Origin of the sequence: uncultured Pseudoteredinibacter sp., assembly GCF_947502065.1 — a bacterium.
Classification (GTDB): Bacteria; Pseudomonadota; Gammaproteobacteria; order Pseudomonadales; family Cellvibrionaceae; genus Pseudoteredinibacter.
On the sequence record NZ_CANMYE010000004.1, the window covers coordinates 260,747 to 284,852 of the forward strand.

Here is a 24,106-nt window from a genome sequence, read left to right on the forward strand (position 1 = left end):
ATTAGCTTTCGTTTGCTGGACCACCAATCGGGCCGGCTGGCTTATCGTCTTTTTCGTCGCCTGTTTTCGAATCAGAATCGTCTGATTTGATATGACTATTAAAATCGCTATCATCCCAATCACGAGGCGGGCGCACTTGACGACGATTCATCAAGTCTTCTACCTGCTCAGAATCAATCGTCTCATACTCCATCAAGGCATCTTTCATAGCCTCTAGAATATCGCGATTATCGTCCAGTAGATCTTCAGCCACTTTGTAACGATCATCGATAATGCTACGCACTTCTTCATCGATCACTTTTGAGGTAGCGCCAGAATAATTCGGGGCTGACATGCCAGGGTACTGACCCTCATCTTCACCATAGGCCAGTGGGCCCAGCTTTTCAGACAAGCCCCACTTCATCACCATACCGCGAGCAATCTTGGTTGCACGATCGATATCGCTAGAGGCACCTGTGGAAACCGCATCCGCACCACCGGTCATCTCTTCAGCAATACGACCACCGTACAAGGTAGAAATCTGACCCAATAAATAACGACGGCTGTGACTGTACTTATCATCTTCAGGCAAGAATTGGGTAACGCCCAAGGCACCACCACGAGGAATAATCGTCACCTTGTGCACCGGATCGTGCTCTGGCATTAAGTATCCCACAATCGCGTGACCGGCTTCGTGATAAGCCGTCATGATCTTGTCGTCTTCGCTCATCACCATGGACTTACGCTCGGCGCCCATCATGATCTTATCGCGCGCTTTTTCAAAATCTTCCATGCTCACCGTGCGTTTATTGGCACGGGCAGCAAACAAGGCCGCTTCGTTAACCAGGTTCATCAAATCAGCACCGGAGAACCCTGGGGTACCGCGGGCAATAACAGAAGCTTTTACCGCATCATCCATAGGCACTTTACGCATATGCACTTTTAGGATTTGCTCACGACCACGAATATCTGGCAAACCAACGTGTACCTGACGGTCGAAACGACCTGGACGCATTAAGGCTTTATCTAATACGTCGGCTCTGTTGGTCGCCGCCATAACGATAACGCCTTCATTACCTTCGAAGCCGTCCATCTCAACCAACAACTGGTTTAGGGTTTGCTCGCGCTCATCATGACCACCGCCATGACCGCCGCCACGATGACGACCTACCGCATCGATCTCATCGATAAAGATAATACATGGGGCCTGCTTCTTAGCCTGGTCGAACATATCGCGAACACGGCTGGCACCCACACCAACAAACATTTCTACGAAGTCGGAGCCAGAGATAGAAAAGAATGGCACCTTGGCTTCACCGGCAATGGCTTTTGCCAATAGGGTTTTACCTGTACCAGGAGGGCCTGCCATTAACACGCCACGCGGGATCTGACCGCCTAGACGTTGGAATTTAGAAGGATCGCGTAGATACTCAACAAGCTCTTGTACTTCTTCTTTGGCTTCATCAACACCTGCCACATCGGCAAAGGTAGTTTTCACCTGATCTTCACCCAGTAGGCGCGCCTTGCTCTTACCAAAGCTCATTGGACCACCACGGCCGCCGGCACCACCTTGCATCTGGCGCATGAAGAACATAAAGATTACGAGAATAATAAGAATCGGGAAGCTAGCGACCAGTAGCTGCTGCCAAATGCTTGGCTTCTCAGGCAGTTTGCCTTCAACCTGTACCTTATGGTTGTACAGATCATCCATTAATTTGCCGTCTTGAACTTGCGGACGAACCACCTGGAAGGTCGAGCCATCTCGGCGCTCACCCATAATGATTAGGCCATCGACCACAACCTTTTGAACCTGTCCCGAGCGAACCTCGGCAATAAAGTCAGAGTAAACCAGTGGCTTTTGCTTGGTCTGACCATTGATGTTTTGGAACACAGCAAACAACACCGCTGCTATGACCAACCACAATACTAGGTTTTTCGACATATCGTTCAAAGCGATTTCCTCTTGGCGCCAGCTGATCTAAAAGCTGGCCTACTACGTTGACCTGAACGGGGTAAACCTCTCCCATATACAGGTTGGGTGGGCCATTGTAGCCCTATTTCTGCCTTACAGCGCACTTAGATAGCACGCTTTAGCGGTTCTTTACAGTCTATTTAGACAAGGCTGAGCAATTTTCAGACGTTTTGTTTACGACGCCCTTTCTATTGCTATCAAGCCATAATAAATGAGACAACAATTTCGCCCTTTTGGTTTAAAGGGAAATTTCTTTGCCTAGGTCTGCGTATTCAATCGAACAATAGCAAAGCGACCTATTAAATTTAGCCCTTAAACTGCTTAGCGACCAGATAAACTTCTCTGGAGCGAGCTCTAGAAGCATCTGGCTTGCGGGTCAGAACCTTTTTAAAGCTACTGCGACTATCGGCCAGCAGCTCATCAAAGCCTTCCCCTTGAAATACCTTAGCGACAAATACCCCGCCTGGCTTTAATACTTGGCGGGCCATGTCCAGCGCCAGCTCCACTAAATACATGGATCTGGGCTGATCTACGTCGGCCATACCAGACATATTGGGGGCCATATCCGAAATTACAAGGTCTGCTTGGGCGCCGCCCATTAGATCCATCAACTCGTTAAATACCGACTCTTCGGTAAAGTCACCTTGTATAAACTCGACACCCGCCATGCCATCCATCGGCAAGATATCCGAGGCAAATACGCGCCCTTTACTATCGCCACTGGCATTTACGCGCTCTGCCGCCACTTGGCTCCAGCCGCCAGGGGCCGCACCTAAATCAACAACCGTCATGCCGCTGCGGAATAACTTATCCTTTTCATCTAGCTCAATCAGCTTATAGCTAGCGCGCGAACGATAGCCATCCTGCTGGGATTGCTTAACATATTGATCGTTAAAGTGTTCTTGTAGCCAGCGGCCACTACTTTTGGAACGAGCCAATGGAATTACCTCAGTGTCGGTCTGTCGCCAGATATCGACAGAACCCTAAAAATAAAGACATCAGAGCACATGGCGGGTAGAATACGCCACCTTTTTAAGGCTTTGGCGAATTATTAACCAAGGCTGATGTGTAACAACTACCCGAATTGCGTAAGCCCAAACCTTAGGGCTCACAGTATTGAAGCCGCTTTTTTGCCTCTATTAGCCAAGCGGATCACGCAAAGGGAAATACCTAGAGACTATTGTATGACGTTAAGTGCAGATCGCAAAAAACAATATCGCAGTTTAGGCCATAGTCTAAAGCCTGTGGTGACCATTGCTGGCAACGGCCTCAGTGAAAACGTAATGATGGAGCTGGACCGCGCACTGGAAGATCATGAATTGATCAAGGTAAAGCTGGTCGTTGCCGATCGTGATCTGCGTAAGCAAGTCATCGAGGAAGTCTGCCAGCAGTCTCGCAGCGAGCTAGTCCAGGAGATCGGCAAAGTAGCGCTGATCTATCGCGCCGCGAAAAAGCCAAACGCCAAGCTGTCTAATATTTCTCGTGTATAAGCCTATACAAACGGGGTCAGTGCCCTATCGGCTCTGCCCCACTCGAAGTCGTAAGCTTTAATTCCCCAGCTAAAATATCGAAGCTCAACAAGCAATCGCTTATGTAGTACCTGCTTTCTAACTTCTTTAGATTTATTGCCAGTTTATATATCTCGGCTTCGAGAGGGGTCAGAACCCTTGGGTTCTGCCCCCGGTGTTCGCCAGCTCCACAAATACTCCATTCACCGCATCTATAAACCAGCATCACCTATTAAAAGTGTAAAGCCGTTTCAAATATGCGGGATAACCCTTACACTCGATAAAAATATAATAACGAGTGGCACAGTACTGAGCCCTTTTCCAAGCTAGCTCAGCGAATCTTTGCCGCGGTGACCAAGGTATTTTTATGTCTAACCCTACTGCGTCCAATCCCGAAGCGAGCTCTGGCCGCTGGCCCCACTACACCCTAGTCCTACTCAGTATCGTCTACGTTTTTAACTTCATCGATCGACAGATTTTGGTGATTTTGCAGGAATCCATTAAGGCCGATATGGGCTTGTCGGATTCTCAGCTGGGCTTAATGACAGGTTTTACCTTCGCCATCTTCTATGTATCAGCGGGAATCCCCATCGCTCGTTGGGCCGATCGCTCCAACCGTCGAAATATTGTTTCTTGGGCGATTGCCATCTGGAGCGGCATGACTGCGCTTTCTGGCTTAGCACAAAATTTTTGGCAAATGCTGCTCGCCAGAATTGGCGTGGGTATCGGCGAAGCCGGTGGCAGCCCCCCAGCTCACTCGATGATTTCCGATATTTACCCAGCCCATCAGCGTGGTACAGCACTGGCGTTTTATACCGCTGCCATTTATGTAGGCATCATGGTGGGTTATTTGGTCGGCGGATGGGTCGATCAAAACTACGGCTGGCGTATCGCCTTCTTTGTCGTGGGTATTCCTGGCATTTTTGTAGCCCTATTGGTTCGCTACAGCATCAAAGAGCCACCGCGCGGACAGCACGACAGTGCACCGGTGGGTGAAAGTGTAAGCCTTAAGGAAACACTTAAAACGCTCAAGTCCATGCGCTCTTTTGTATTTCTTGCGATCGGCTCTGGCTTGGCCTCCTTCTCAAGTTACGGCTCAGGTAACTTTATGCCAAGTTTTCTGTTCCGCTCGCACGGCATGGAACCCGCTGACATCGGCATACTGCTGGCTTTCGGTGCAGGTATTGGTGGTGGTATCGGTGCATTTTTCGCAGGCTGGTTTGCCGACAGAATCGGAAAAGAAAATAAACGCTGGTATGCCTGGATCGCCTGCATCGGTCAGATCCTTGCGATACCACTAGGCCTACTTGCGCTCTACTCTGACAATATGACCCTAATTGCGCTTGGTATTGGGGGCTCAACGTTCTTCGGCATTTGGTATCTAGGGCCGGTTTTAGCGATGGCGCAAACCTTAGTAGCACCGAATATGCGTGCTATGACGTCCGCCATTTTGTTTTTCATTTTGAACCTGATTGGCTTAGGTGGCGGGCCATTAGTTGCTGGTATTATGAGCGACATGCTCGCTAGCACTTATGGAACAGAATCGCTGCGTTACTCTCTCACAGCAATGGCTTTTAGCAGCGTATTTGCGGCCCTCTTCTTTTGGATGGGGGCTAAGCACTTGATGAAAGATTTAAAAAGACAGAGCTAGAAGAACATAAAAAAAGCCGGCGAATAAGCCGGCTTTTTTTATGGCGAGTGCATAATCGATTAAATGTGCTTTACCACATCAATTTCAAACTCCACCTCGCCACCAGGCGTCTGAACTACAACCTCATCACCCTCTGATTTACCCACTAATGCTCTAGCAATCGGAGAGTTAACAGAAATTTTATTGGCCTTAACATCTGATTCGTCATCACCAACAATCTGATACCTAACCGTATCGTCGGTATCAAGGTTAATAAGGTCAACCGTCGTACCAAAGATCACCTTGCCAGAATGAGGAATCTTAGTTACATCAATAATTTGGGCATTCGAAAGCTTGCCTTCGATATCTTGAATGCGTCCTTCGCAAAACCCTTGCTGCTCGCGCGCAGCGTGATATTCTGCATTTTCTTTCAAATCACCATGCTCTCGAGCTTCTGCAATAGCTTGGACAATACGTGGGCGATCTACCTTTTTAAGGTGATCCAACTCTTCACGCAGCGCATCTGCGCCAGCTTGGGTCATAGGTACTTTATCTAACATAGTAAAATCCATTCTCTCGCGATATTCTTGCGAGGCCTTTTATCTTTTTCTAATTCCCTTGGCGAGCTTAAATTACCACCAAGACTTTCTCAAATTGCGGCCTAAAACATTTATAAGGCCTAAAACGAAAAATGTAAGATAGAGCGACAAGTCTATTAAACTTGCAACTCACATCTTACATTATCCAAGGGTGTCGCCTTAGAAAAAGGCTATATTACCCAGTAATACGCGCGTGTAGTTCTTGCACAGAGCGCACTTTGTGCTCGTCAGCAAATTCAAGCGCAACTGCTACTGCTTCTGCTGAAGCCAAAGTAGTAGTGTAGTACACACCATGCTGCTCAGCACTGCGGCGAATTGATGCTGAATCTTTTATCGCTTGTTTACCTTCAGTGGTATTCACAACCATAGCAATTTCGTCGTTCTTAATAGCATCGACGATATGCGGGCGACCTTCCTCAACCTTGTTCACCAACTCAACGCTAATGCCAGCGTCTTCCAGTACTTTCGCTGTGCCGCGAGTCGCTACCAGTTCGAATCCGAGCTTCTGTAGATCACGACCTACTGGTACCACACCACCCTTATCGAAATCGCGCACACTGATGAATACTTTTCCAGAAGTCGGGATAGCATCACCTGCACCCATTTGCGACTTACTATAAGCCTCAGCAAAGGTATCAGCAACACCCATCACTTCACCCGTAGATTTCATCTCAGGGCCTAGAATCGGGTCAACTGCTGGGAATTTGTTAAATGGGAACACTGCTTCTTTTACACTGAAGTAATCTGGAACGATTTCTTTGGTAAAACCCTGTTCCTCTAGAGTCATACCCGCCTGACAGCGCGCGGCAACTTTGGCCAAGGAAGTGCCAATGCACTTAGAAACAAATGGTACTGTACGGGAGGCACGAGGGTTTACCTCGATCACATAGATTTTGCCATCTTGGTAGGCCAGCTGAGTATTCATCAATCCGATAACACCCAATTCCAAGGCCATTTTCTTAACCTGCTCGCGCATGAGATCTTGTACATCCGCTGGCAAATTATACGGCGGCAATGAACAGGCCGAGTCGCCAGAGTGAACGCCACACTGCTCAATATGCTGCATGATTGCGCCAATCACCACCTGCTTGCCATCGCTCACAGCATCGATATCAACTTCGATGGCGGAGTTCAAGAAATGGTCTAGCAATACAGGCGCGTCTTCAGAAACCTGCACGGCTTCGCGCATATAAGTGCGCAATTCGTTTTCGTTGTAAACGATTTCCATAGCACGACCACCCAATACATAAGATGGACGAACGACCAATGGATAGCCAACGTTTTCAGCTTCGCGCACAGCTTCTTCAGTAGAGCGAACAATGGCGTTTGAAGGTTGCAATAAGCCCAAGCGTTCGATCATTTGCTGGAAGCGCTCGCGGTCTTCAGCACGATCAATCGCTTCTGGCGCGGTGCCGATAATTGGCACGCCGGCCGATTCCAGTGCGCGTGCTAATTTCAGTGGCGTCTGGCCACCAAACTGAACAATCACACCTTCAGGCTGCTCTTTATGAACAATTTCCAATACGTCTTCTAAAGTCACCGGCTCAAAGTACAAGCGATCAGAAGTATCGTAATCGGTAGAAACGGTTTCAGGGTTACAGTTCACCATAATGGTTTCGTAACCGTCTTCGCGCATCGCTAAGGCCGCATGTACACAGCAGTAATCAAATTCGATACCTTGGCCGATACGGTTTGGACCACCGCCCAAGACCATAATTTTGCGATTATCGCTTGGCTGGGCTTCACACTCCTCTTCATAAGTTGAGTACATATAAGCCGTAGAGGTTGAGAATTCCGCCGCACAGGTATCAACACGCTTGTAGACTGGGTGGATACCTAAGCTGTGGCGATGCGCTCTAACTTTACGCTGACTCACACCGAGTAAGTCAGATAAACGCAAATCGGAGAAGCCTTTGCGCTTTAAGCGGAACATTAAATCAGCATCGATATCGGAAAAGGGCATCGACTGTAAGGCTATTTCGGTATCGATAATGTCTTTAATCTGTACCAAGAACCACGGATCAATCGCGGATACTTCATAAACTTCATCAACGGACATGCCTGCACGGAAAGCATCACCCACAAACCAAATGCGCTCAGCGCCTGGTGTGGATAGATCACGACGAATTTTGCTCATGGCATCTTCTGCGCTAAGATCAACTTTCGCCTCAAAACCTGCAGAGCCTACTTCCAACCCACGCAGTGCCTTTTGCATGGACTCTTGGAAAGTACGGCCAATCGCCATTACCTCACCCACCGATTTCATCTGGGTAGTTAGGCGCGCATCGGCATCACCGAACTTTTCAAAAGTGAAGCGAGGAATTTTCGTAACTACATAGTCAATCGATGGTTCGAAAGATGCTGGCGTTGCACCACCGGTAATATCATTTTGCAGCTCATCTAGGGTGTAGCCCACGGCTAGTTTGGCGGCCACTTTCGCAATTGGGAAGCCAGTGGCTTTTGAAGCCAAGGCAGAAGAGCGAGATACACGCGGGTTCATCTCGATAACCACTAAGCGGCCATCTTCTGGATTAACCGCAAACTGTACGTTGGAGCCGCCAGTTTCTACACCAATCTCACGCAATACTGCAATCGATGCATTACGCATGATTTGCAGTTCTTTATCAGTTAGTGTCTGGGCAGGAGCCACAGTAATAGAGTCACCAGTGTGAACACCCATTGGATCGAAGTTTTCGATGGAACAAATGATAATACAGTTATCATTTTTATCGCGCACCACTTCCATCTCGTACTCTTTCCAGCCCAGTAGAGATTCGTCAATCAACAACTCATTAGTTGGTGAAAGATCTAAGCCGCGAGCACAAATTTCTTCGAACTCTTCCCAGTTGTAGGCGATGCCACCACCGGAACCACCCATGGTAAATGACGGGCGAATAATCACAGGGAAACCAAACATTTCTGGAACTTTTTTGGCTTCATCCATTGAATGAACAATTTCAGCACGCGCACATTCTAAGCCGATTTTTTTCATCGCTTTATCGAAAAGGTCGCGATCTTCAGCTTTATGAATGGCCTCTTGCTTCGCGCCGATTAACTCAACGCCGTATTTTTCCAATACGCCATTATCGTGCAGCGCTAGAGCACAGTTCAGTGCGGTCTGACCACCCATGGTGGGCAGTACTGCATCGGGGCGCTCTTTCTCAATAATTTTGGCAACGGTTTCCCAGGTGATTGGCTCGATATAAGTGGCATCGGCCATAGCCGGATCGGTCATAATGGTTGCAGGGTTCGAGTTGACCAAGATAACTCGATAACCCTCTTCGCGCAGTGCTTTACAAGCCTGGGCGCCAGAGTAGTCAAATTCACAAGCCTGGCCGATAACGATGGGGCCAGCACCAATGATTAGAATACTTTCAATGTCGGTTCTTTTTGGCATCTTTCTTCTTACCTAAGTAATAGCGTTCTAGCTTAAGCTAGCCCCTTATTGGGCGGCTTCCATCAATTCAATAAAGTGGTCAAACAATGGCGCTGCATCATGCGGACCTGGGCTTGCCTCAGGATGACCCTGGAAGCTAAAAGCTGGCTTGTCGGTACGATGAACGCCCTGTAAGGTGCCATCAAACAATGATTTGTGAGTCGCACGAAGAGTTTCAGGCAAGCTGTCTTCATCAACAGCGAAGCCGTGGTTTTGACTGGTGATCAAAACGGTCTTGTCATCGATGTTTTGTACAGGGTGGTTACCGCCATGATGGCCATGGCCCATTTTTACGGTCTTGGCGCCAGAGGCCAAAGCCAATAGCTGATGGCCTAAGCAGATGCCAAATACCGGAATTTCAGTTTGCAAGATTTCCCCGATAGCTTCGATGGCATAATCGCATGGCTCTGGGTCACCTGGGCCATTGGAAAGAAATACGCCATCTGGCTTCATGGCCAATACTTCGCTTGCAGGTGTTTTAGCCGGCACTACCGTTAAGTCACAGCCGCGATCAGCTAGCATACGAAGAATATTGCGCTTCACTCCGTAGTCATAAGCGACAACTTTAAAGCGTGTCTCAGTTTGCTCTACATGGCCTTTACCCAACTGCCAGCTACCTTCATTCCAAGTATAGCTTTCAGTTGTGGTTACTTCTTTCGCAAGATCCAAGCCCTTCAAGCCAGAGAAGTCTTTGGCGGCGGCCAAGGCGGCTTCTTCATTAAGCTCACCGGCCATTATGCAACCTTTCAAGGAACCCTTGTCACGCAGCAAACGAGTCAGGCGGCGAGTATCAATATCGGCGATACCTAGAATATTGTGGCGCTTCAGGTAAGCATCCAAATCTTCTTCTTTACGGAAATTTGAAGCCAACAAAGGTAGATCGCGAATGACCAGGCCAGTTGCCCAAATTTTGTCGCACTCTTCGTCTTCTTTAGTTACACCCACGCTACCAATGTGAGGGTAGGTTAAAGTGACGATTTGTTTAGCGTAGGAAGGATCGGTCAGGATCTCTTGGTAGCCTGTGATAGCAGTGTTAAACACCACCTCACCGACTGCTTGTCCATCAGCGCCAATGGCACTGCCGCGAAAGATACTGCCATCTTCTAAAACAAGAATGGCGGGCCGAGAATTATTGCGCAATAAAGGGCTCATTAAACAGGCAGCCTCCAGTAGGGGGTAATCACATAGCTCAGCAATAAACCAAGACCGCAGATGCCTTCCTATCAAATGCATAATCGCTAGTCCGAGGGCTAGCGCTGCACACCTTAGGTGCACAGTGAGTGGCTATGCCACTATCTATTACCGAATCTGACGGGAAGTGTGGATTTTGCTTGGCACAAGTCGCAAAAAAGCGAGATGAAACAGAAGGTCTCATCTCGCTTTTTATTAAAATTCGCCATCGCTTTTCCAGCGGGTTAAGGGCCAATGGCCTATTGCAATCTAACTGCGCATTCTACGGCAATGCCCCCCTATTTGTCCATCCCATAAACAGCGAATTAACAAGCTTTTTAGATTTTAAATTGCCCGAGCGTAGACTTCATGGTTGCGGCCATATTAGCCAACTCTTCAATACTTGATGAAATCGCCGCCGATCCTGACGCAGCCTGCCTTGAAACCACGGCGATATTCTCCATGTTTCGCTCGATCTCACTATTGGCAGCACCTTGCTCTTCAGTTGCGCTGGCAATCTGGTCCGTCTTGGATCGAATGGAAGCTACACCTCCGGTGATTGCCACCAAAGACTCACTGGCGGCTTCTGAGTGCTTAACAGCTTCAGCAGCCTGCTTACGCCCCTGCTCCATTCGCTGTACCGCCTCTCGTGCACCACCTTGCAGACGCTCAATCATGTCCTGAATCTCTTCGGTAGAGGACTGGGTTCTAGAAGCCAAGGTTCGCACTTCATCGGCAACTACCGCAAAACCACGCCCCTGCTCACCAGCTCTCGCTGCCTCAATGGCCGCATTTAGCGCCAACAAGTTGGTTTGCTCAGCAATACCACGAATCACATCCAGTACAGTGCCAATATCTTCCGTACCTTGACGCAGCTGATCGATAACCTCAGCAGCACCATGAATATCCTGAGCTAAGCGTTCAATTTGGGCTTTGGTATCCCCAACCACCTCGCGACCGCTAGTAGATTCTTGATCCGCTGAATGGGCATTCTCGGCAGCCTCAGTAACATTGCGTGCAACCTCATCAACAACTGAGGACATTTCACGCACCGCATCGACAACCTGATTAATATCCGCCTGCTGATTGGAAACACCTCTTTCCGTTTCTCGGGCCAACTGAGAAACCTCTCCGGCATGGCGATCCAGCTCCATGGCGTTATTTGAGAAGCCCGAAATGGTTCCATGCAAGCGCTCAATGAAGATATTGAAGTTTGCACATAGAGTGCCGATCTCATCACGCCCGTCATCAGGTAAGCGCAAAGTCAGGTCGCCGTTACCTTCTGCCATATCTTGCAGCGCATCAGAAACACCTACGACTGGACGCACAATAGCCTTTGAAATAAACAGTGAAACAATTGCCGCCAAGACCGAGATAATTAGCACAGAAAGCCCCGCACTTTGAACCGCCTCATCTTTAGCTACCGTGACCTCATCACGACTCACTCCGATATAAATAAAGCCGAGCTTTTCACCATCGGCCTCAATCGGCTCTGCCATACGAAACTCATGAGCCGTCTCATGATCAGCAAAGGCCGTATTCAAAGAAGTTGGCGCACCACTAGGTATCGCTTTGCCCTTGGTGCCTTTGCCCTTTTCAAACCAAGCAAACGGCATCCCGTCGCCACCGTAAATCACCGAAGAGTTGATACGTCCACTCTTACTTAAATTATTCAATATGTCGCGGGTAGTCGCTTTATCATCAAATGCTAAGGCTCCTGAGGCGCTACCTCCCACCACCATCTCAATGGTTTCAGCAAAACGTTCTAATTCTTCTTCAATATGAGCAATCTGAGTGAGCACCGACACAGCACTCACTACAATTACTGCAGCCATGCTGGTTAATGTCACCCCCAGAAGCACCTTCCACTTGAGCGATAAACTTTTCATTCTAGACTCCATCAATAGGCCCAGGTCTACCTGGCTACCCACAGGTATCACCGATTACGCATAAGCAACCACTTACTTACAACCGCCAAAGCAATAAATTGCCAAGGCAAATTTTGCGCGTGCAAGTATTAATATCTACAGACTGAAGGAAAACTTTAGTGGTAATTAGCAAATCGCGGCTAAATCCGCCCAATGGCCATCCATGAACTAAAGATGAATACGGCGCAATAACTAGATTTTGTGCTTAGCATTTATATCTCACACACGGCATAATATTGCTGCCACATGCGACAGCTAGCTTAGCTGATACTAATAAATCAACCTCGATGGCCTGATCCCAAATGAAGTTATACAAAGTTGTAACAGCATTCCTATTGCTTATATTAGGGCCCCTCTCCCACGCTCAAGTTGTTATTAACTCCGCAACGCTTTCTAGTCCTATTGTTGCGGGGGAGCCCGTACAGTTAACGGTTATCTTGGAAAACCAAGACATTAGCCCACACCCGGCGGCTGTAGACTTTATTCACATCAGCGGCCCGAGCGTCCCAGATTGGCAAACCAGTGATCCGAGCTGTACATTCGTACCATTCGATGGTGAAGGCGAGGGGCAAGGCCTGTCGGGAGACCCAACTCCTACCGGCGGCTATGACTGTGGCTCAGTTGATGGGAATAGCGGCTCACCACTTAAAAAGCGCAGCAACTCCAAAAGAAACACCCCAGGCATCAACTTTACTGCATCACAAGCTTCCGTTCCCGGTGGCAGCAGCAACCAATCTCAATTCGTATTTAGCTTTACCCCAGTTGCGGGCAACTACGAAATGGTAGTCAGCTCAGTGTTCTGTCTTAGCGACCCTAGTTGCGATGTTGTATTAAATTTTACAGCTGATGACCTAGACCCAGAGATCAACGCCAACTTGCAAACCTCTGTGGATGAAAACGCAGGCCAAGCTACTTTGAGATTTTCATTGAGCCAGCCTGGCAATAGTGACATTGCTCTTGAAGTTAACACCCTAGACGGCAGCGCAAAAGCCGGTGAAGACTACCAGGCAGTTAGCCAGACCGTAACTTGGCCAGCGGGTGATAGCAGCCAAAAAACGGTAGTCATTCCCATTATTGACGATCAAAAGTTTGAAGGTAATGAGACCTTCCAGGTTGAGCTCACCCAGCTGGATGTCGACATTGCGGTAAACTCGCCTTTGAGCTTTCAGATAACCATCAATGAAGATGATCCCGAGCCGCCAGGAACCATTCAATGGACTCAGTCTCAACTTGATCTTACTGAAGATAGTGGAACTATTACACTCACCGCTCAACGCAGCGACGGGGCAGCGGGTGACATCAGCGTCAACTATCAAACCCTGGCCGATACCGCCACAGCAGACCTCGACTTTCAAAATAGCCAAGGCGTATTAAGTTGGAGTAACGGCGATACGCAAGACAAAACTGTTTCCATTACGGTCAATAAAGATCTACTGCAAGAAGACAGCGAAACCTTCTTTGTAGAGCTAAGTAATCCCACCGGCGGCGCCCTACTTGGCAATCAAAAATCTGTCGAACTTAAAATCGCTGACGTACGAGACCCACAGGCTCCCAATGTTGACGTAGGGGCTGACATTGAAGTCACCGACTTTGATGGCGACGGTAAAGTTGAGGTTAATCTTGACGCTTCTAACTCTAGCTCACTGAACAGTGAGATCGATACCGTTGAATGGATATTCGAAGGCGAAGTGATTGCCAACGGCATTAAAACAAGTGCGCTACTCCCAGTCGGCAAAAACCAAGTGACCGCTCGAATTACCAATAAAGCCGGCTTAATTTCAGAAAAAATCTTAAATGTTTTAGTCAAAGAACAACAAAGTGCCAACCAAGATAAGCTAGCAAGCACACCTGGCATTGATCGCAATGAACGCAGCCTGGCAGAAAATCTTGACAACCTCTGCCCTCGACTTGCTGAAGTCGATCAGTTAAATCCTTTGTCTGGCGCCCAGAAAAACTTACTCACTCGCTGTAATGGATTGCTAGACCCAGACCTTAGCGATGAAGATCAAGCGGCGGCCTTGCAAGCTATTGCCGGTGAAGAAGTTGCCGCACTGCTGTCTACAGCGACCGATTTTGCCAGCGTGCAGCAGAGCAATATCCGAACTCGTTTGACGCAATTGCGTCGCGGCGGCAGCGGCATCGATCTCTCCGGTTTAAACATTCAAACTGACAGCGGCAACCTAAATGGTAATTTAATCGCCAGCGCCCTAAGCAGCAAACTAGGCGGTGCTGCGAGCGGCGATGAAGACACTTACCTTCTAGAGAGCTCACGCTGGGGTGTTTTCTTAAATGGTAATATCCTTTACGGTGATAAAGACAAAACCGATGCGCAAAATGGTTACGACCTAGATGTAAAAGGTTTAACTATGGGTATGGATTATCGCATTACCGATAATGCCGTTGCCGGCCTTGCTATTGGTTTTGCCGATACGGATTTAGATTACAAACAAAATGGCGGCACCATGGATGCTGAAAGCCAGTTTGTGACGGCCTATGGTTCTTATTATGATGATAAGAACTACTATATCGATGTCAGCGTTACCCGGGGCAACAGTGACTACGACATGCTACGCCGCGTTGAATACAAAGATATGTTTGGCCAGGTCAATGCCCAAATTGACTCCAGCACCAGCGGCCGCCAGTTATTGGCCACCTTTGATGCAGGCTACGATTATATTAAAGGTCCATTCATTATTGGCCCAAACCTTGGTGTTTCATACAACAAAACCAATATCGATCAGTTTAATGAGCGCGGCAGCAGCGGCTTAGAGTTAGCTTATGGCAGACAAGAAGCTAGCGTGCAAAGTGCTAGCTTAGGTTGGCATAGTTCATACACTTTACTGCGCGACTGGGGTGTATTAACCGCACAATTTAATGGCAATTATTATCGTGATATTAAAAATGACGAAAACCAAGTCATCGCCGCGTTTGTGCACGATCCTTTTGGCGACAGCAACAGCCCACTCGCTCCGATGGTGGTAAGGACTGACGCTATCGATAAGAGCTATATGAGCTTTAATCTAGCCCTTGCCGCTCAATTTCAACATGGCCTTTCCGGTTTTGTTGATTATCGCTACCTAGCAGGCGCCAGCAATATTAGTTCCGCCGAACTAAGTTTTGGCATGCGTTACGAGTTAAAGTTTTAAATTCAATTTACACGAACTTTATAAGCCGCCCAAAGGGCGGCTTTTTTATTGTTCGCATTAGCCGTCTGATTTAAACTGCCACTCCCTATCGATCAGCAGTGAAACCATGAGCCCAGAATTATTATCTCACTATAAACTAAGCCCTGCGCTCGCAAGCCCTGCTCTATGGCCTTTGCTGGAAGATATCGGGCAAGAGAAAAACGTCAACGCAGGCACCCAGCTTTTGGCCTCCAATAGCAAGCCCCAATTTTGCTACATCATTTTAGAGGGCTTACTAAGACAATATTATCCAAGTGCCCAAGGCCGCGAGAGAAACAAGAACTTTTTCAGGGAAGGGCAACTGGCAGGATCTCTTAGCGCATGGCTAAATCAAGGAGAATGCCCCTATGAGATCCAAGCCCTTGAAGATAGCCTGCTCTGGGAAATGCCCATCAGCGCTCTGCGCAAAATTGAGAACAATCCAAGTATTCAAGAAATGCTCGATCACACGACTCGCGAACTGTTCTTACGTAACGAACAACGCGAAGCTGTGCTGCTAACCAAATCGGGCGAAGAACGCTATCAATGGCTGCTAAGTAATGAATCATGGATTACCGAACGTCTAGCGCAATACCATATCGCCAGTTATCTCGGCATGGACGCCGTCAGCTTGTCGAGAATAAAAGCGAAGCTAAAAAGCTAAAAAAGAAGATACTACCCTAAACCTCCCTGTTAAATCTCCTGTAAAGATCCCAGCACAGCATTAGAAAAACAGGGCAATTTATGGGCGCCCCCCTACTAACAGTTCGCAACAGAAACTACGCGCAAAGGGTGCTCAATAATTTCTTATAACTTTATATTTAACTCTCTAGCGAGTTTTGATGCCAATGCCTGCTGCTCACTTGATAAACGCTCAACAAACGTCAGCTTTACCTCACCACTGTCTAAAATCATGGCCTTTGCAGCTGGCAACTCAGCGAGTAATTCAGCTACGGTGCGCTCGATCGCTGCAGCACGCAGGCTCGGCTTATGCACTTTACCGACAGCAGTGACCGGCAAGGCTTCTAGAATCTCGATAAACTTAGGGCAAGCTGGACGCTCAGCAATATGCTCCAAGGCAAATTCCATCAGCTCTTTTTCGCTAACGTCGTGGCCATCATAGAGTTGCACATAAGCTACCGGCAATTCACCTGCATAAGCATCCGGGCGACCTACCGCCGCGGCTAATGATACGGCTGGGTGCTGCTCCAAACAGTTTTCAATCAATGCCGGATCGATGTTATGACCACTGCGAATAATCAAATCTTTTGCACGGCCAGTAATGAACAAATAACCATCTTCGTCAATATGACCAAGATCTCCGGTATGCAGCCAGCCCTGATCTAGAGGGTCTTCATCCCGGCCCAAATAACCCGAAAATACCACCTCGCCACGAACCAGTAATTCGCCACTGTCACCGGCTTTTTGAGCGCCATTGATTTTTAAATCAATCAGTTCACTGACATAACCTGCACTTCCAGGTACGGTGGGCTTATCAACTTTCGGCATAGCGATAGCACCGGCACACTCGGTCATACCATAAATTTGATAAAGCTCTAACTCGAGTTTGTTTTTGACATCATGACAAAGCGCCGCAGGAACCGGGGAGCCGCCTGAGATCAAATATTTTAAAGAGCTGATATCCGCATCTACAGGTACATTCATCATAGAGGCGACAGAGGTGGGAATGCCGCCACTGACACTAACCTGATATTTTTCAACCATGCGCCAGTGTGCTTGAACCACATTAGGGTCACGAAAGCCCGCTATAGTTGGCAAGACAATCTCGATACCTGCACATAAACAAGACAGACCATTGATCATCGAGCCCGCCACATGAAACAGCGGCAAGCCGCTCATCACCACATCGCCTGGCTGCAAATTCATACTCTCATGATGCAGAGCCACACAGGCAAGCTGATTGCGCTGAGAGTTTTGGGCCAGCTTTGGCGTACCCGTGGTACCGCCGGTGTGAAAGTAAGAGGCGATATCATCTAAGCACGGCAACTCCTCTTCACTTAGCTCGGCCGCATCAAAATGGGCCAGTTGCTGCTCGAACAACTCGTACGATTCAGTGGGAAACAGCACAGGAATTAACCTTACAGGCTTAGACAAGCGCTTAGCTACGGCTTCCGCCTTTTGCCAAATATCACTCACTGGATTTGGGCCCAACGCAATCAAGACATCAGTTTGCGCCGCCTCCATTAGTTGTAATAAGGCATCTTCACTAAGCAAGGGGTTGAGCGGATTGGCCACACCCACACTTTCAGCACCCCACATGATGGCATGAGCCTGGGGTATATTCGGCAACAGAAAGGAGCAGACAGGGCGCTGAGCTTGGCTATTCGCCTTTAGCAATCGAGCAACCCGACGCATATTATCCAGCAGCTCTTGATAGCTCCAAGACATATCTTGCAAGCCCTCGTTCAGATCTGTCACCAGCCGCAAGGCCGTTGCCTCAGGACGCTGCTGAGCTACCGCATTTAGATAGTGGTAAATAGAGGAGTGGGAGAATTCTATAGCCATACATCACCGCATCATTTTTGTTTTTAATAGTGCGGAATTTTGGCGCAGGCATCAATTAAGCTGCAATAGCATTTGTTAATAGACACGCTACAAAAGCATCAGATTTCCATCTAATGAACCTATTTTAGAGGCAATTAAGAGAACGTATTAGGGTTTGGCGACCCTAATACTCTTTTAGATACGAGCGTAAATTAAGCCGGCGCCTAGTTAAGCCCCAAAACATCTCGCATATCATAAAAGCCCGCTTGCTGACCGGCCATCCACGCTGCAGCCCTAACGGCCCCGCGAGCAAAAGCCATACGGCTCGATGCTTTGTGACTTATTTCTATGCGCTCACCGTCGGCCATAAACATCACGCTATGATCGCCAACAACATCTCCACCGCGAACCGTAGCAAAGCCGATGGTTTCCTTATCTCTTGCTCCAGTCTGCCCCTCACGCCCATAAACGGCGACTTTTTCAAGATCGCGACCTAGACTATCGGCAACCGCCTCACCCATAGCTAATGCAGTCCCCGATGGCGCATCGACTTTATGACGATGATGAGCCTCATAGATCTCGACATCATATTCATCACCAAGAATCGCAGCCGCTTGCTCAAGTAGCTTTAAACAAACATTTACACCGGTACTGTAGTTAGCAGCAATACACAAAGCCAATTTTTCCTGCATAGCTTGCAACTCGGCTTTTTGCTGAGTTTCAAAGCCAGTTGTGCCCACGACCAGGGCCTTAGAATATTGCGCACATAAGACGGCGTTTGCCAAGGTAGCCTCAGGCGCCGTGAAATCGATTACGGTGTCGACCTGCTCAAGAACCTTGCTTAAATCATCAACAATAATAACGCCATTTTTACCCAAGCCAGCGAGTTCCCCAGCATCACTGCCAATCATACTGCTACTGGGGTGCTCTACTGCCGCAGTCAGTACCGCCTGATCACTTTGACTAATCGCTTCTATCAGCATTCGGCCCATGCGCCCTGCTGCACCGGTTACGGCAATTCTTGCACTCATATTCGATCCTGCTATGGATTTAGTTTATTTATATAAAAGACAAGAATTATATAGATTTAGCCCTAGATGGCCAGCCACTAAATCTCTTATAAGCTTATGGCAAGCAATTAATTATTACTAATTCGCCAATCAAGAATAAGCACTTTTTAACCATATTCAATAAGTAATAATTCACTCTTTATAGGTATTCCAAATGCTAAGTCTAAATCTTTAGTTTGCGCACAAAAATTCAAGCAGAAATCCCGCAGCTGCAATTTTTAAACATATAAATCAAACACTTACGAGCCCCCTCCCACAACATAGAAAAAAACATTCTCTTCAAAAGCTAAACCTTCAGCGGCCTAGCCGACAGCAAAGACACAGCAATATTGCCTTGGCAACTGCTGATATCTCTCTTATGCCAGTGGTTAGAAACATGAATGGTTTAAATTTTCTATCAATTAAAATGAAGCTGATGCTCCCTCCCATCATCGCATTGATTGGGCTAAGTGCGGTATTGAGCTATCAATACACAGTTTCAAATAACAACATTGACCGGCTTAGCACTCTGCGCGATCAACAGCTCCCTGCAATGCTGATTGCCAGCAGCCAACAAAGTCAGCTGGAACGTTTACAAGATATCTACAACTCTGCCGTCACCATGGCCGATCAGGATATCTTGATTAATGCCGACAATTTGCACAAATCCATGCAAGAAGGTCTGGCACAGCAAGCGCAACTGCAATCGCAAAACAGTGAAGCCATTACTCAACAACGCGAGCAATTGCAATTATTTGTGAATGCCAATAACAATCTTGCCCAAGCGCTGATTGGCGGCAATTTTGACCCACAAAACATCCCAGCTTTAGTGAGCAACAAAGAAAAGCTCTATAAAGAACTAAACAACGCCTTTCACAGTGGGCAACGAGAAGCCTTAAGCAACTTTAATCAGCAAATTAACCAGGCCAATAGCAACGCCGAATCCTCTTCTCATATCGGCGTACTTGCCGGCATAGCGCTAGTCATTTTTTTAAGCTTGGTAACAGGTTTCAGTACTTGGACAATCACCTCACAAATCAACAATGTTTCAAACTCCCTTAAAGAAATTGCTGAAGGGGACGGCGATTTAACTTTGCGCTTAGCCCAACAAGGTAATGACGAAATCGGACAACTGGTCAATTGGTTTAATGTCTTTATCGCGAAGTTGCATAGCACTGTCGGTGACATGCTCAAGCTTGAAGAACCCATGAATCAATTGGCCGATAGATTGGATCAACTCTCTGGCACCTCATTAACTGATTGTCAGCAACAGCAAGATGCCGCTTGTGAGTTGGTTCAAGCCATGGATGAACTTATTCAAAGTACCGAAAACATTGCTGGCTCAGCAGCTACAGCTGCCACAGCTACTTCGGAGGCTGATCAAGATGCAAAAGCAGAAACTGAAAATATCAACAAAACGAGCTTATCTATCCGCAATCTATCCAGTGACATAACTTCAGCAGCCAATGTTATTAGTTCACTACAACAGGATGTGGAAAATGTCAGCGGCATTCTTGACGTTATTAAAGTGATAGCCGAGCAGACCAACCTGCTCGCCCTCAACGCGGCTATTGAAGCTGCGCGAGCCGGCGAACAAGGACGAGGCTTTGCCGTTGTTGCTGATGAGGTAAGAACACTTGCCTCAAAAACTCAAGATTCTACACAAGAAATCCAACAGCTCATCGAAAAGCTGGAATTGGCCTCTAACGAAGCTGTGCATGTTATGTCCAGTAGCCAGCAACAAGTTGGGTTAAATGCCGACCAAGTGCAAGAAACCGGCCGAACATTAGAAACCATCTCTGGAAGCGTCGCTTCTATTGCCAGTATGAATCACCAGATTGCGGCGGCAACCGAGCAACAAGACAGCAGCGGCCGCGCCATTCAAAGCAATGTTTCCGCGCTCACTGAGGCCACTCAACGCGTAGCCAAAAGCGCTGAGAACCTATCAGACATGAGTAAAGATTTGAGCCATTTCTCAGATCAGCTCAGCGCTGTTTCTTCGCAATTTAAAGTATAAAACCTCGATTTAGATTAGATGTATATAGGTGCCCCATGAAAAAGAAACTTATCACCCTGGCCATTTTGAGTACCTTGCCTTGGCAAGCTGCTACGGCCGATCAAAATAATATTCTGCAGAGACTGGAACAACTTGAGCGCAAAAGCATTCAAGATCAAAAAACCATTTCTGAACTAACGTCAAAACTGAACGCACTGAGTCAGAAAAGCTCAGGCAGTAACTCAGTTAAACTAGAGCAACGACTGGTTAAACTGGAAAAGAAAACTCAAAGACAAGCAAAATCCTTGAAGCGAAAAATTGAGTCTCAGAAAGATCGCTTAAGCATTAAGGGTTTTGCGTCTGTTTACGCCACCAAAGCCAATGTTAAAGGCGTAACACTTGAAGCCGGTGTAGATACCCATTGGGATTTTTCCCCCGATACCATTGCAGGCTTGCAGTTTGACTATAAGGTGAGTGATAGTATCGACGCAGTTATTCAGCTAACGGCCAAAGGCAAAAACGACTTTGACATGGAAGCTGAATGGGCCTTCTTGCGCTTCAATGTTAACGATAGCCTAGCCTTGCGTGGCGGTAGAATGCGCCTACCTTGGTATATGTATTCTGAATCCATTGAAGTTGGCTATGCCTACCCTTGGGTTAGACCACCCGCTGAAGTTTATGTCACCAGCTTTACTACCTATGAAGGTGTCGATGCGACTTATAGCCACCCGATTGGTAGCTGGAACACCGACACTCAAATTTACTATGGTACAGCGGGCACTGATGTAGCCGAGGCCGAAGCGGTCAGCGGTATAGCCTTTACCGCAGAAAAAGAGTCGCTAACCCTACGAGCCTCTTACAACCAGATAGACACTATTTCTATCACTGGATTCCCTCTATCTGACGATATCGATTATTACTCGGCCAGTGCCCGTTACGATAACGGTAAATGGTTTGCCATGCTGGAAGGCGCCGAAGCTGACATCGGCAAAAAGCTACCATTTCTAGGCAATATTGCTATGTCAGGCACCCTGGGTTATCAATTCGAAAAGTGGATGCCCTATATGAGCTTATCCAAAACCTATTCGGATGCCTCCCATGAAAGCAATGCCGTATCGCCTGTACAAAAAGTCTCGATGGAATCCATCACTCTAGGGATGCGCTACAACCTTAACAATCAAGTGAGCTTAAAGGCAGAGATCGTCGACTACGACAACTTTGATGGCACCTTGGGTAATACCGTCATCGGAACCGAATTGGCGCTGAACCCGAACCTTGTTAATGAGCTCGATAACGACGGTGTTCATGTTTTATCGGTAGGCTTTGATGCCGTTTTTTAAGGCGCTAGCAATTTTCAATATAGGTGTAATATGTTTAAGAAACTCTCATTAATAGCCGCCACTATTGCAGCATTTTCAAGCTCAGCTTGCTTTGCCGATCTTGCGGTAATTACTCATCCAAGCGCCAGCATTAATGCATCCAAAGCGGAGGTGTCAGCTTTATTTTTAGGGAAAAGCAAGAGTCTGGGTGGGCAGAAACTCACCCCAATTGATCAAGAGGAAGGCAGCCCTAGCCGCGATCAGTTTTATCAGCTACTTAGTAATAAGAACCCTAGCCAGCTAAATGCTTATTGGGCGCGTATTGTTTTCACAGGGAAAGGCCAACCACCTAAAGCACTAATGGATGATAGTGAAGTGAAAGAGTTTGTTGCCAGCAACACTGACTCCATCGCTTATATCGACAGCGGTGAAGTCGATGACAGCGTTAAAGTTATTATGACGGTAAAGTAGTTTTGTTGTTCTGCTGAGCACAAAAAAGCCCGCTACGGCGGGCTTCCTTATACAGCCTAGTAAACGACTTAGTTAAAGAAGTTTTTCATCCCTTCAAACCAAGAGCTTTGCTTAGGCGAGTTTTTATCACCCTTCATACTGGCTTGCAGCTCGCGCAGTAAATCTTTCTGCTTACTGGAAAGATTAACCGGTGTTTCCAAGACAACACGGCACAGCAAATCACCTGCCGAACCACCGCGAACAGGAACCACACCTTTACCGCGTAGGCGGAACAGCTTACCCGTTTGTGTTTCAGAAGGAACCTTAAGCTTTACTCGCCCATCTAGTGTAGGCACTTCTAGCTCACCACCCAATGCCGCATCAACAATGCTAATAGGTACTTCGCAATACAGGTTTTTACCTTCACGCTGGAAGATCTCATGTTCTTTTACAGAGACCTGAACATATAAGTCTCCTGGTGGACCACCGGCTTCACCCGCTTCACCTTCACCACTTAGACGAATTCGATCACCGGTATCAACACCTGCAGGCACTTTAACGGAAAGCGTTTTGGTTTCTTCAACACGACCTTGACCACCACAATCATTACATGGGTCGGAGATGATCTGGCCTTTACCGTGACAATTTGGACAAGTTTGTTGAACGGAGAAGAAGCCCTGAGTCATTCGAACCTGGCCCATACCACCACAGGTGCCACAGGTGACTGGCTTGCTGCCTTCTTTTGCACCCGAGCCATCACAGGTTCCACAGTGAACCAGAGTTGGAACCTTAATTTTAACCGAGGTGCCTTGTACGGCTTTTTCCAAATCGAGCTCTAAGGTGTAACGTAAATCAGCACCGCGAGCTGGGCCACCGCGACCACGGCCGCCGCCACCAGCGCCACCGAAGATATCACCAAAGACATCACCAAAAATATCGCTGAAGTTACCAAAGCCTTGGCCGCCACCCATGCCGCCCTGGCTTGGGTCTACGCCTGCGTGACCATATTGATCATAAGCCGCACGCTTTTGCGCATCCGACAAAATTTCATAGGCCTCACTGGCCTCTTTAAATTTTTCTTCGGCTTCTTTGTCATCTGGGTTACGGTCGGGGTGAAATTTCATCGCCACACGACGGTAAGCTTTTTTCAGATCTTTTTCTGAAATGCCGCGGTCAACACCCAGCACTTCATAATAATCACGTTTTGACATAGTGACTCTTCATTTTGAATAAAATGTTAAGTGTAAGACGTGAGACGTAAAAGGTGAGATGTAAAAGGTGAGACGTGAGATGTGAATTGTGAGATGTAAAAACCGAGGCATCAGTTAACTACCCAAGCTTCAACAACTCTCGTATCTCGTCTAACGTCTAACTTCTTACGTCTCACCTCTTACATCTAAC

Annotated in this window: 16 protein-coding genes; 7 read left to right on the forward strand and 9 right to left on the reverse strand. The window is 47.6% G+C overall.

Features of this window, described 5'->3' with window-relative positions:
• Nucleotide 1 precedes the first annotated feature (1 nt).
• Nucleotides 2-1,921: an ATP-dependent zinc metalloprotease FtsH gene (ftsH, locus tag Q1A41_RS12655; protein ID WP_299979901.1), complete on the reverse strand. Its 1,920-nt coding sequence runs from the start codon at nt 1,919-1,921 to the stop codon at nt 2-4.
• A 335-nt stretch (nt 1,922-2,256) separates the two neighbouring features.
• The gene (rlmE, locus tag Q1A41_RS12660; protein WP_299979460.1) at nt 2,257-2,889 is read right to left on the reverse strand and encodes a 23S rRNA (uridine(2552)-2'-O)-methyltransferase RlmE; all 633 of its coding nucleotides are present in this window, start codon (nt 2,887-2,889) and stop codon (nt 2,257-2,259) included.
• Nucleotides 2,890-3,135: 246 nt separating this feature from the next.
• Between rlmE and yhbY the strand changes: the two genes are divergently transcribed.
• Nucleotides 3,136-3,441, forward strand: a complete 306-nt coding sequence (gene yhbY / locus Q1A41_RS12665) for a ribosome assembly RNA-binding protein YhbY (protein WP_299979463.1) — start codon at nt 3,136-3,138, stop codon at nt 3,439-3,441.
• A 385-nt stretch (nt 3,442-3,826) separates the two neighbouring features.
• A complete protein-coding gene (locus Q1A41_RS12670) occupies nt 3,827-5,110 on the forward strand; it encodes an MFS transporter (RefSeq protein ID WP_299979466.1) in 1,284 nt (427 codons plus the stop codon).
• 59 nt (nt 5,111-5,169) lie between these two features.
• Here Q1A41_RS12670 and greA read toward each other — a convergent pair whose 3' ends face one another.
• The 4 genes from greA to Q1A41_RS12690 all read right to left on the reverse strand — a co-directional run bounded on the left by greA (nt 5,170) and on the right by Q1A41_RS12690 (nt 12,183).
• Nucleotides 5,170-5,649: a transcription elongation factor GreA gene (greA, locus tag Q1A41_RS12675; protein WP_299979469.1), complete on the reverse strand. Its 480-nt coding sequence runs from the start codon at nt 5,647-5,649 to the stop codon at nt 5,170-5,172.
• A gap of 214 nt (nt 5,650-5,863) precedes the next feature.
• On the reverse strand, nt 5,864-9,085 hold the full coding sequence (carB, locus tag Q1A41_RS12680; RefSeq protein WP_299979472.1) for a carbamoyl-phosphate synthase large subunit: 3,222 nt from the start codon (nt 9,083-9,085) through the stop codon (nt 5,864-5,866).
• Nucleotides 9,086-9,130: 45 nt separating this feature from the next.
• Nucleotides 9,131-10,276, reverse strand: a complete 1,146-nt coding sequence (carA, locus tag Q1A41_RS12685; protein WP_299979475.1) for a glutamine-hydrolyzing carbamoyl-phosphate synthase small subunit — start codon at nt 10,274-10,276, stop codon at nt 9,131-9,133.
• Nucleotides 10,277-10,632: 356 nt separating this feature from the next.
• Nucleotides 10,633-12,183 carry a methyl-accepting chemotaxis protein gene (locus tag Q1A41_RS12690; RefSeq protein WP_299979478.1) on the reverse strand — a complete coding sequence of 517 codons (1,551 nt, stop codon included), beginning with the start codon at nt 12,181-12,183 and terminating at the stop codon, nt 10,633-10,635.
• A gap of 341 nt (nt 12,184-12,524) precedes the next feature.
• Here Q1A41_RS12690 and Q1A41_RS12695 point away from each other — a divergent pair, with 341 nt between their 5' ends.
• On the forward strand, nt 12,525-15,368 hold the full coding sequence (locus Q1A41_RS12695) for an autotransporter domain-containing protein (RefSeq protein ID WP_299979481.1): 2,844 nt from the start codon (nt 12,525-12,527) through the stop codon (nt 15,366-15,368).
• A gap of 106 nt (nt 15,369-15,474) precedes the next feature.
• The gene (locus Q1A41_RS12700; RefSeq protein WP_299979482.1) at nt 15,475-16,050 is read left to right on the forward strand and encodes a Crp/Fnr family transcriptional regulator; all 576 of its coding nucleotides are present in this window, start codon (nt 15,475-15,477) and stop codon (nt 16,048-16,050) included.
• Between the two features lie 143 nt (nt 16,051-16,193).
• On the opposite strand, the gene Q1A41_RS12705 is transcribed toward Q1A41_RS12700, so the two are convergent.
• Entirely contained in the window at nt 16,194-17,912 is a 1,719-nt protein-coding gene (locus Q1A41_RS12705) for an AMP-binding protein (protein WP_299979485.1), read from the reverse strand.
• Nucleotides 17,913-18,115: 203 nt separating this feature from the next.
• A complete protein-coding gene (dapB, locus tag Q1A41_RS12710) occupies nt 18,116-18,922 on the reverse strand; it encodes a 4-hydroxy-tetrahydrodipicolinate reductase (RefSeq protein WP_299979487.1) in 807 nt (268 codons plus the stop codon).
• A 415-nt stretch (nt 18,923-19,337) separates the two neighbouring features.
• On the opposite strand from dapB, the gene Q1A41_RS12715 reads away from it, so the two are divergent.
• Genes Q1A41_RS12715 through Q1A41_RS12725 form a run of 3 tightly spaced genes read left to right on the forward strand, consistent with a single transcriptional unit; the run spans nt 19,338 to nt 22,726 of the window.
• Nucleotides 19,338-20,957 carry a methyl-accepting chemotaxis protein gene (locus tag Q1A41_RS12715; protein ID WP_299979489.1) on the forward strand — a complete coding sequence of 540 codons (1,620 nt, stop codon included), beginning with the start codon at nt 19,338-19,340 and terminating at the stop codon, nt 20,955-20,957.
• A 35-nt stretch (nt 20,958-20,992) separates the two neighbouring features.
• Nucleotides 20,993-22,276 (forward strand): hypothetical protein, encoded by a 1,284-nt coding sequence (locus Q1A41_RS12720; protein WP_299979492.1) that lies wholly within the window; start codon nt 20,993-20,995, stop codon nt 22,274-22,276.
• Between the two features lie 30 nt (nt 22,277-22,306).
• Nucleotides 22,307-22,726 (forward strand): phosphate ABC transporter substrate-binding protein, encoded by a 420-nt coding sequence (locus tag Q1A41_RS12725; RefSeq protein WP_299979495.1) that lies wholly within the window; start codon nt 22,307-22,309, stop codon nt 22,724-22,726.
• Between the two features lie 68 nt (nt 22,727-22,794).
• On the opposite strand, the gene dnaJ is transcribed toward Q1A41_RS12725, so the two are convergent.
• Entirely contained in the window at nt 22,795-23,916 is a 1,122-nt protein-coding gene (gene dnaJ, locus Q1A41_RS12730; RefSeq protein WP_299979498.1) for a molecular chaperone DnaJ, read from the reverse strand.
• Nucleotides 23,917-24,106: the final 190 nt, after the last annotated feature.

Coding starts and splice junctions, on each gene's coding strand:
- Q1A41_RS12695 (WP_299979481.1), top strand. CDS start 12,525: ATGAAGTTATACAAAGTTGTAACAGCATTCCTATTGCTTATATTAGGG.
- Q1A41_RS12705 (WP_299979485.1), bottom strand. CDS start 17,912: ATGGCTATAGAATTCTCCCACTCCTCTATTTACCACTATCTAAATGCG.
- Q1A41_RS12725 (WP_299979495.1), top strand. CDS start 22,307: ATGTTTAAGAAACTCTCATTAATAGCCGCCACTATTGCAGCATTTTCA.
- yhbY (WP_299979463.1), top strand. CDS start 3,136: ATGACGTTAAGTGCAGATCGCAAAAAACAATATCGCAGTTTAGGCCAT.
- Q1A41_RS12700 (WP_299979482.1), top strand. CDS start 15,475: ATGAGCCCAGAATTATTATCTCACTATAAACTAAGCCCTGCGCTCGCA.
- Q1A41_RS12715 (WP_299979489.1), top strand. CDS start 19,338: ATGAATGGTTTAAATTTTCTATCAATTAAAATGAAGCTGATGCTCCCT.
- carA (WP_299979475.1), bottom strand. CDS start 10,276: ATGAGCCCTTTATTGCGCAATAATTCTCGGCCCGCCATTCTTGTTTTA.
- carB (WP_299979472.1), bottom strand. CDS start 9,085: ATGCCAAAAAGAACCGACATTGAAAGTATTCTAATCATTGGTGCTGGC.
- dnaJ (WP_299979498.1), bottom strand. CDS start 23,916: ATGTCAAAACGTGATTATTATGAAGTGCTGGGTGTTGACCGCGGCATT.
- Q1A41_RS12670 (WP_299979466.1), top strand. CDS start 3,827: ATGTCTAACCCTACTGCGTCCAATCCCGAAGCGAGCTCTGGCCGCTGG.
- greA (WP_299979469.1), bottom strand. CDS start 5,649: ATGTTAGATAAAGTACCTATGACCCAAGCTGGCGCAGATGCGCTGCGT.
- ftsH (WP_299979901.1), bottom strand. CDS start 1,921: ATGTCGAAAAACCTAGTATTGTGGTTGGTCATAGCAGCGGTGTTGTTT.
- Q1A41_RS12720 (WP_299979492.1), top strand. CDS start 20,993: ATGAAAAAGAAACTTATCACCCTGGCCATTTTGAGTACCTTGCCTTGG.
- dapB (WP_299979487.1), bottom strand. CDS start 18,922: ATGAGTGCAAGAATTGCCGTAACCGGTGCAGCAGGGCGCATGGGCCGA.
- Q1A41_RS12690 (WP_299979478.1), bottom strand. CDS start 12,183: ATGAAAAGTTTATCGCTCAAGTGGAAGGTGCTTCTGGGGGTGACATTA.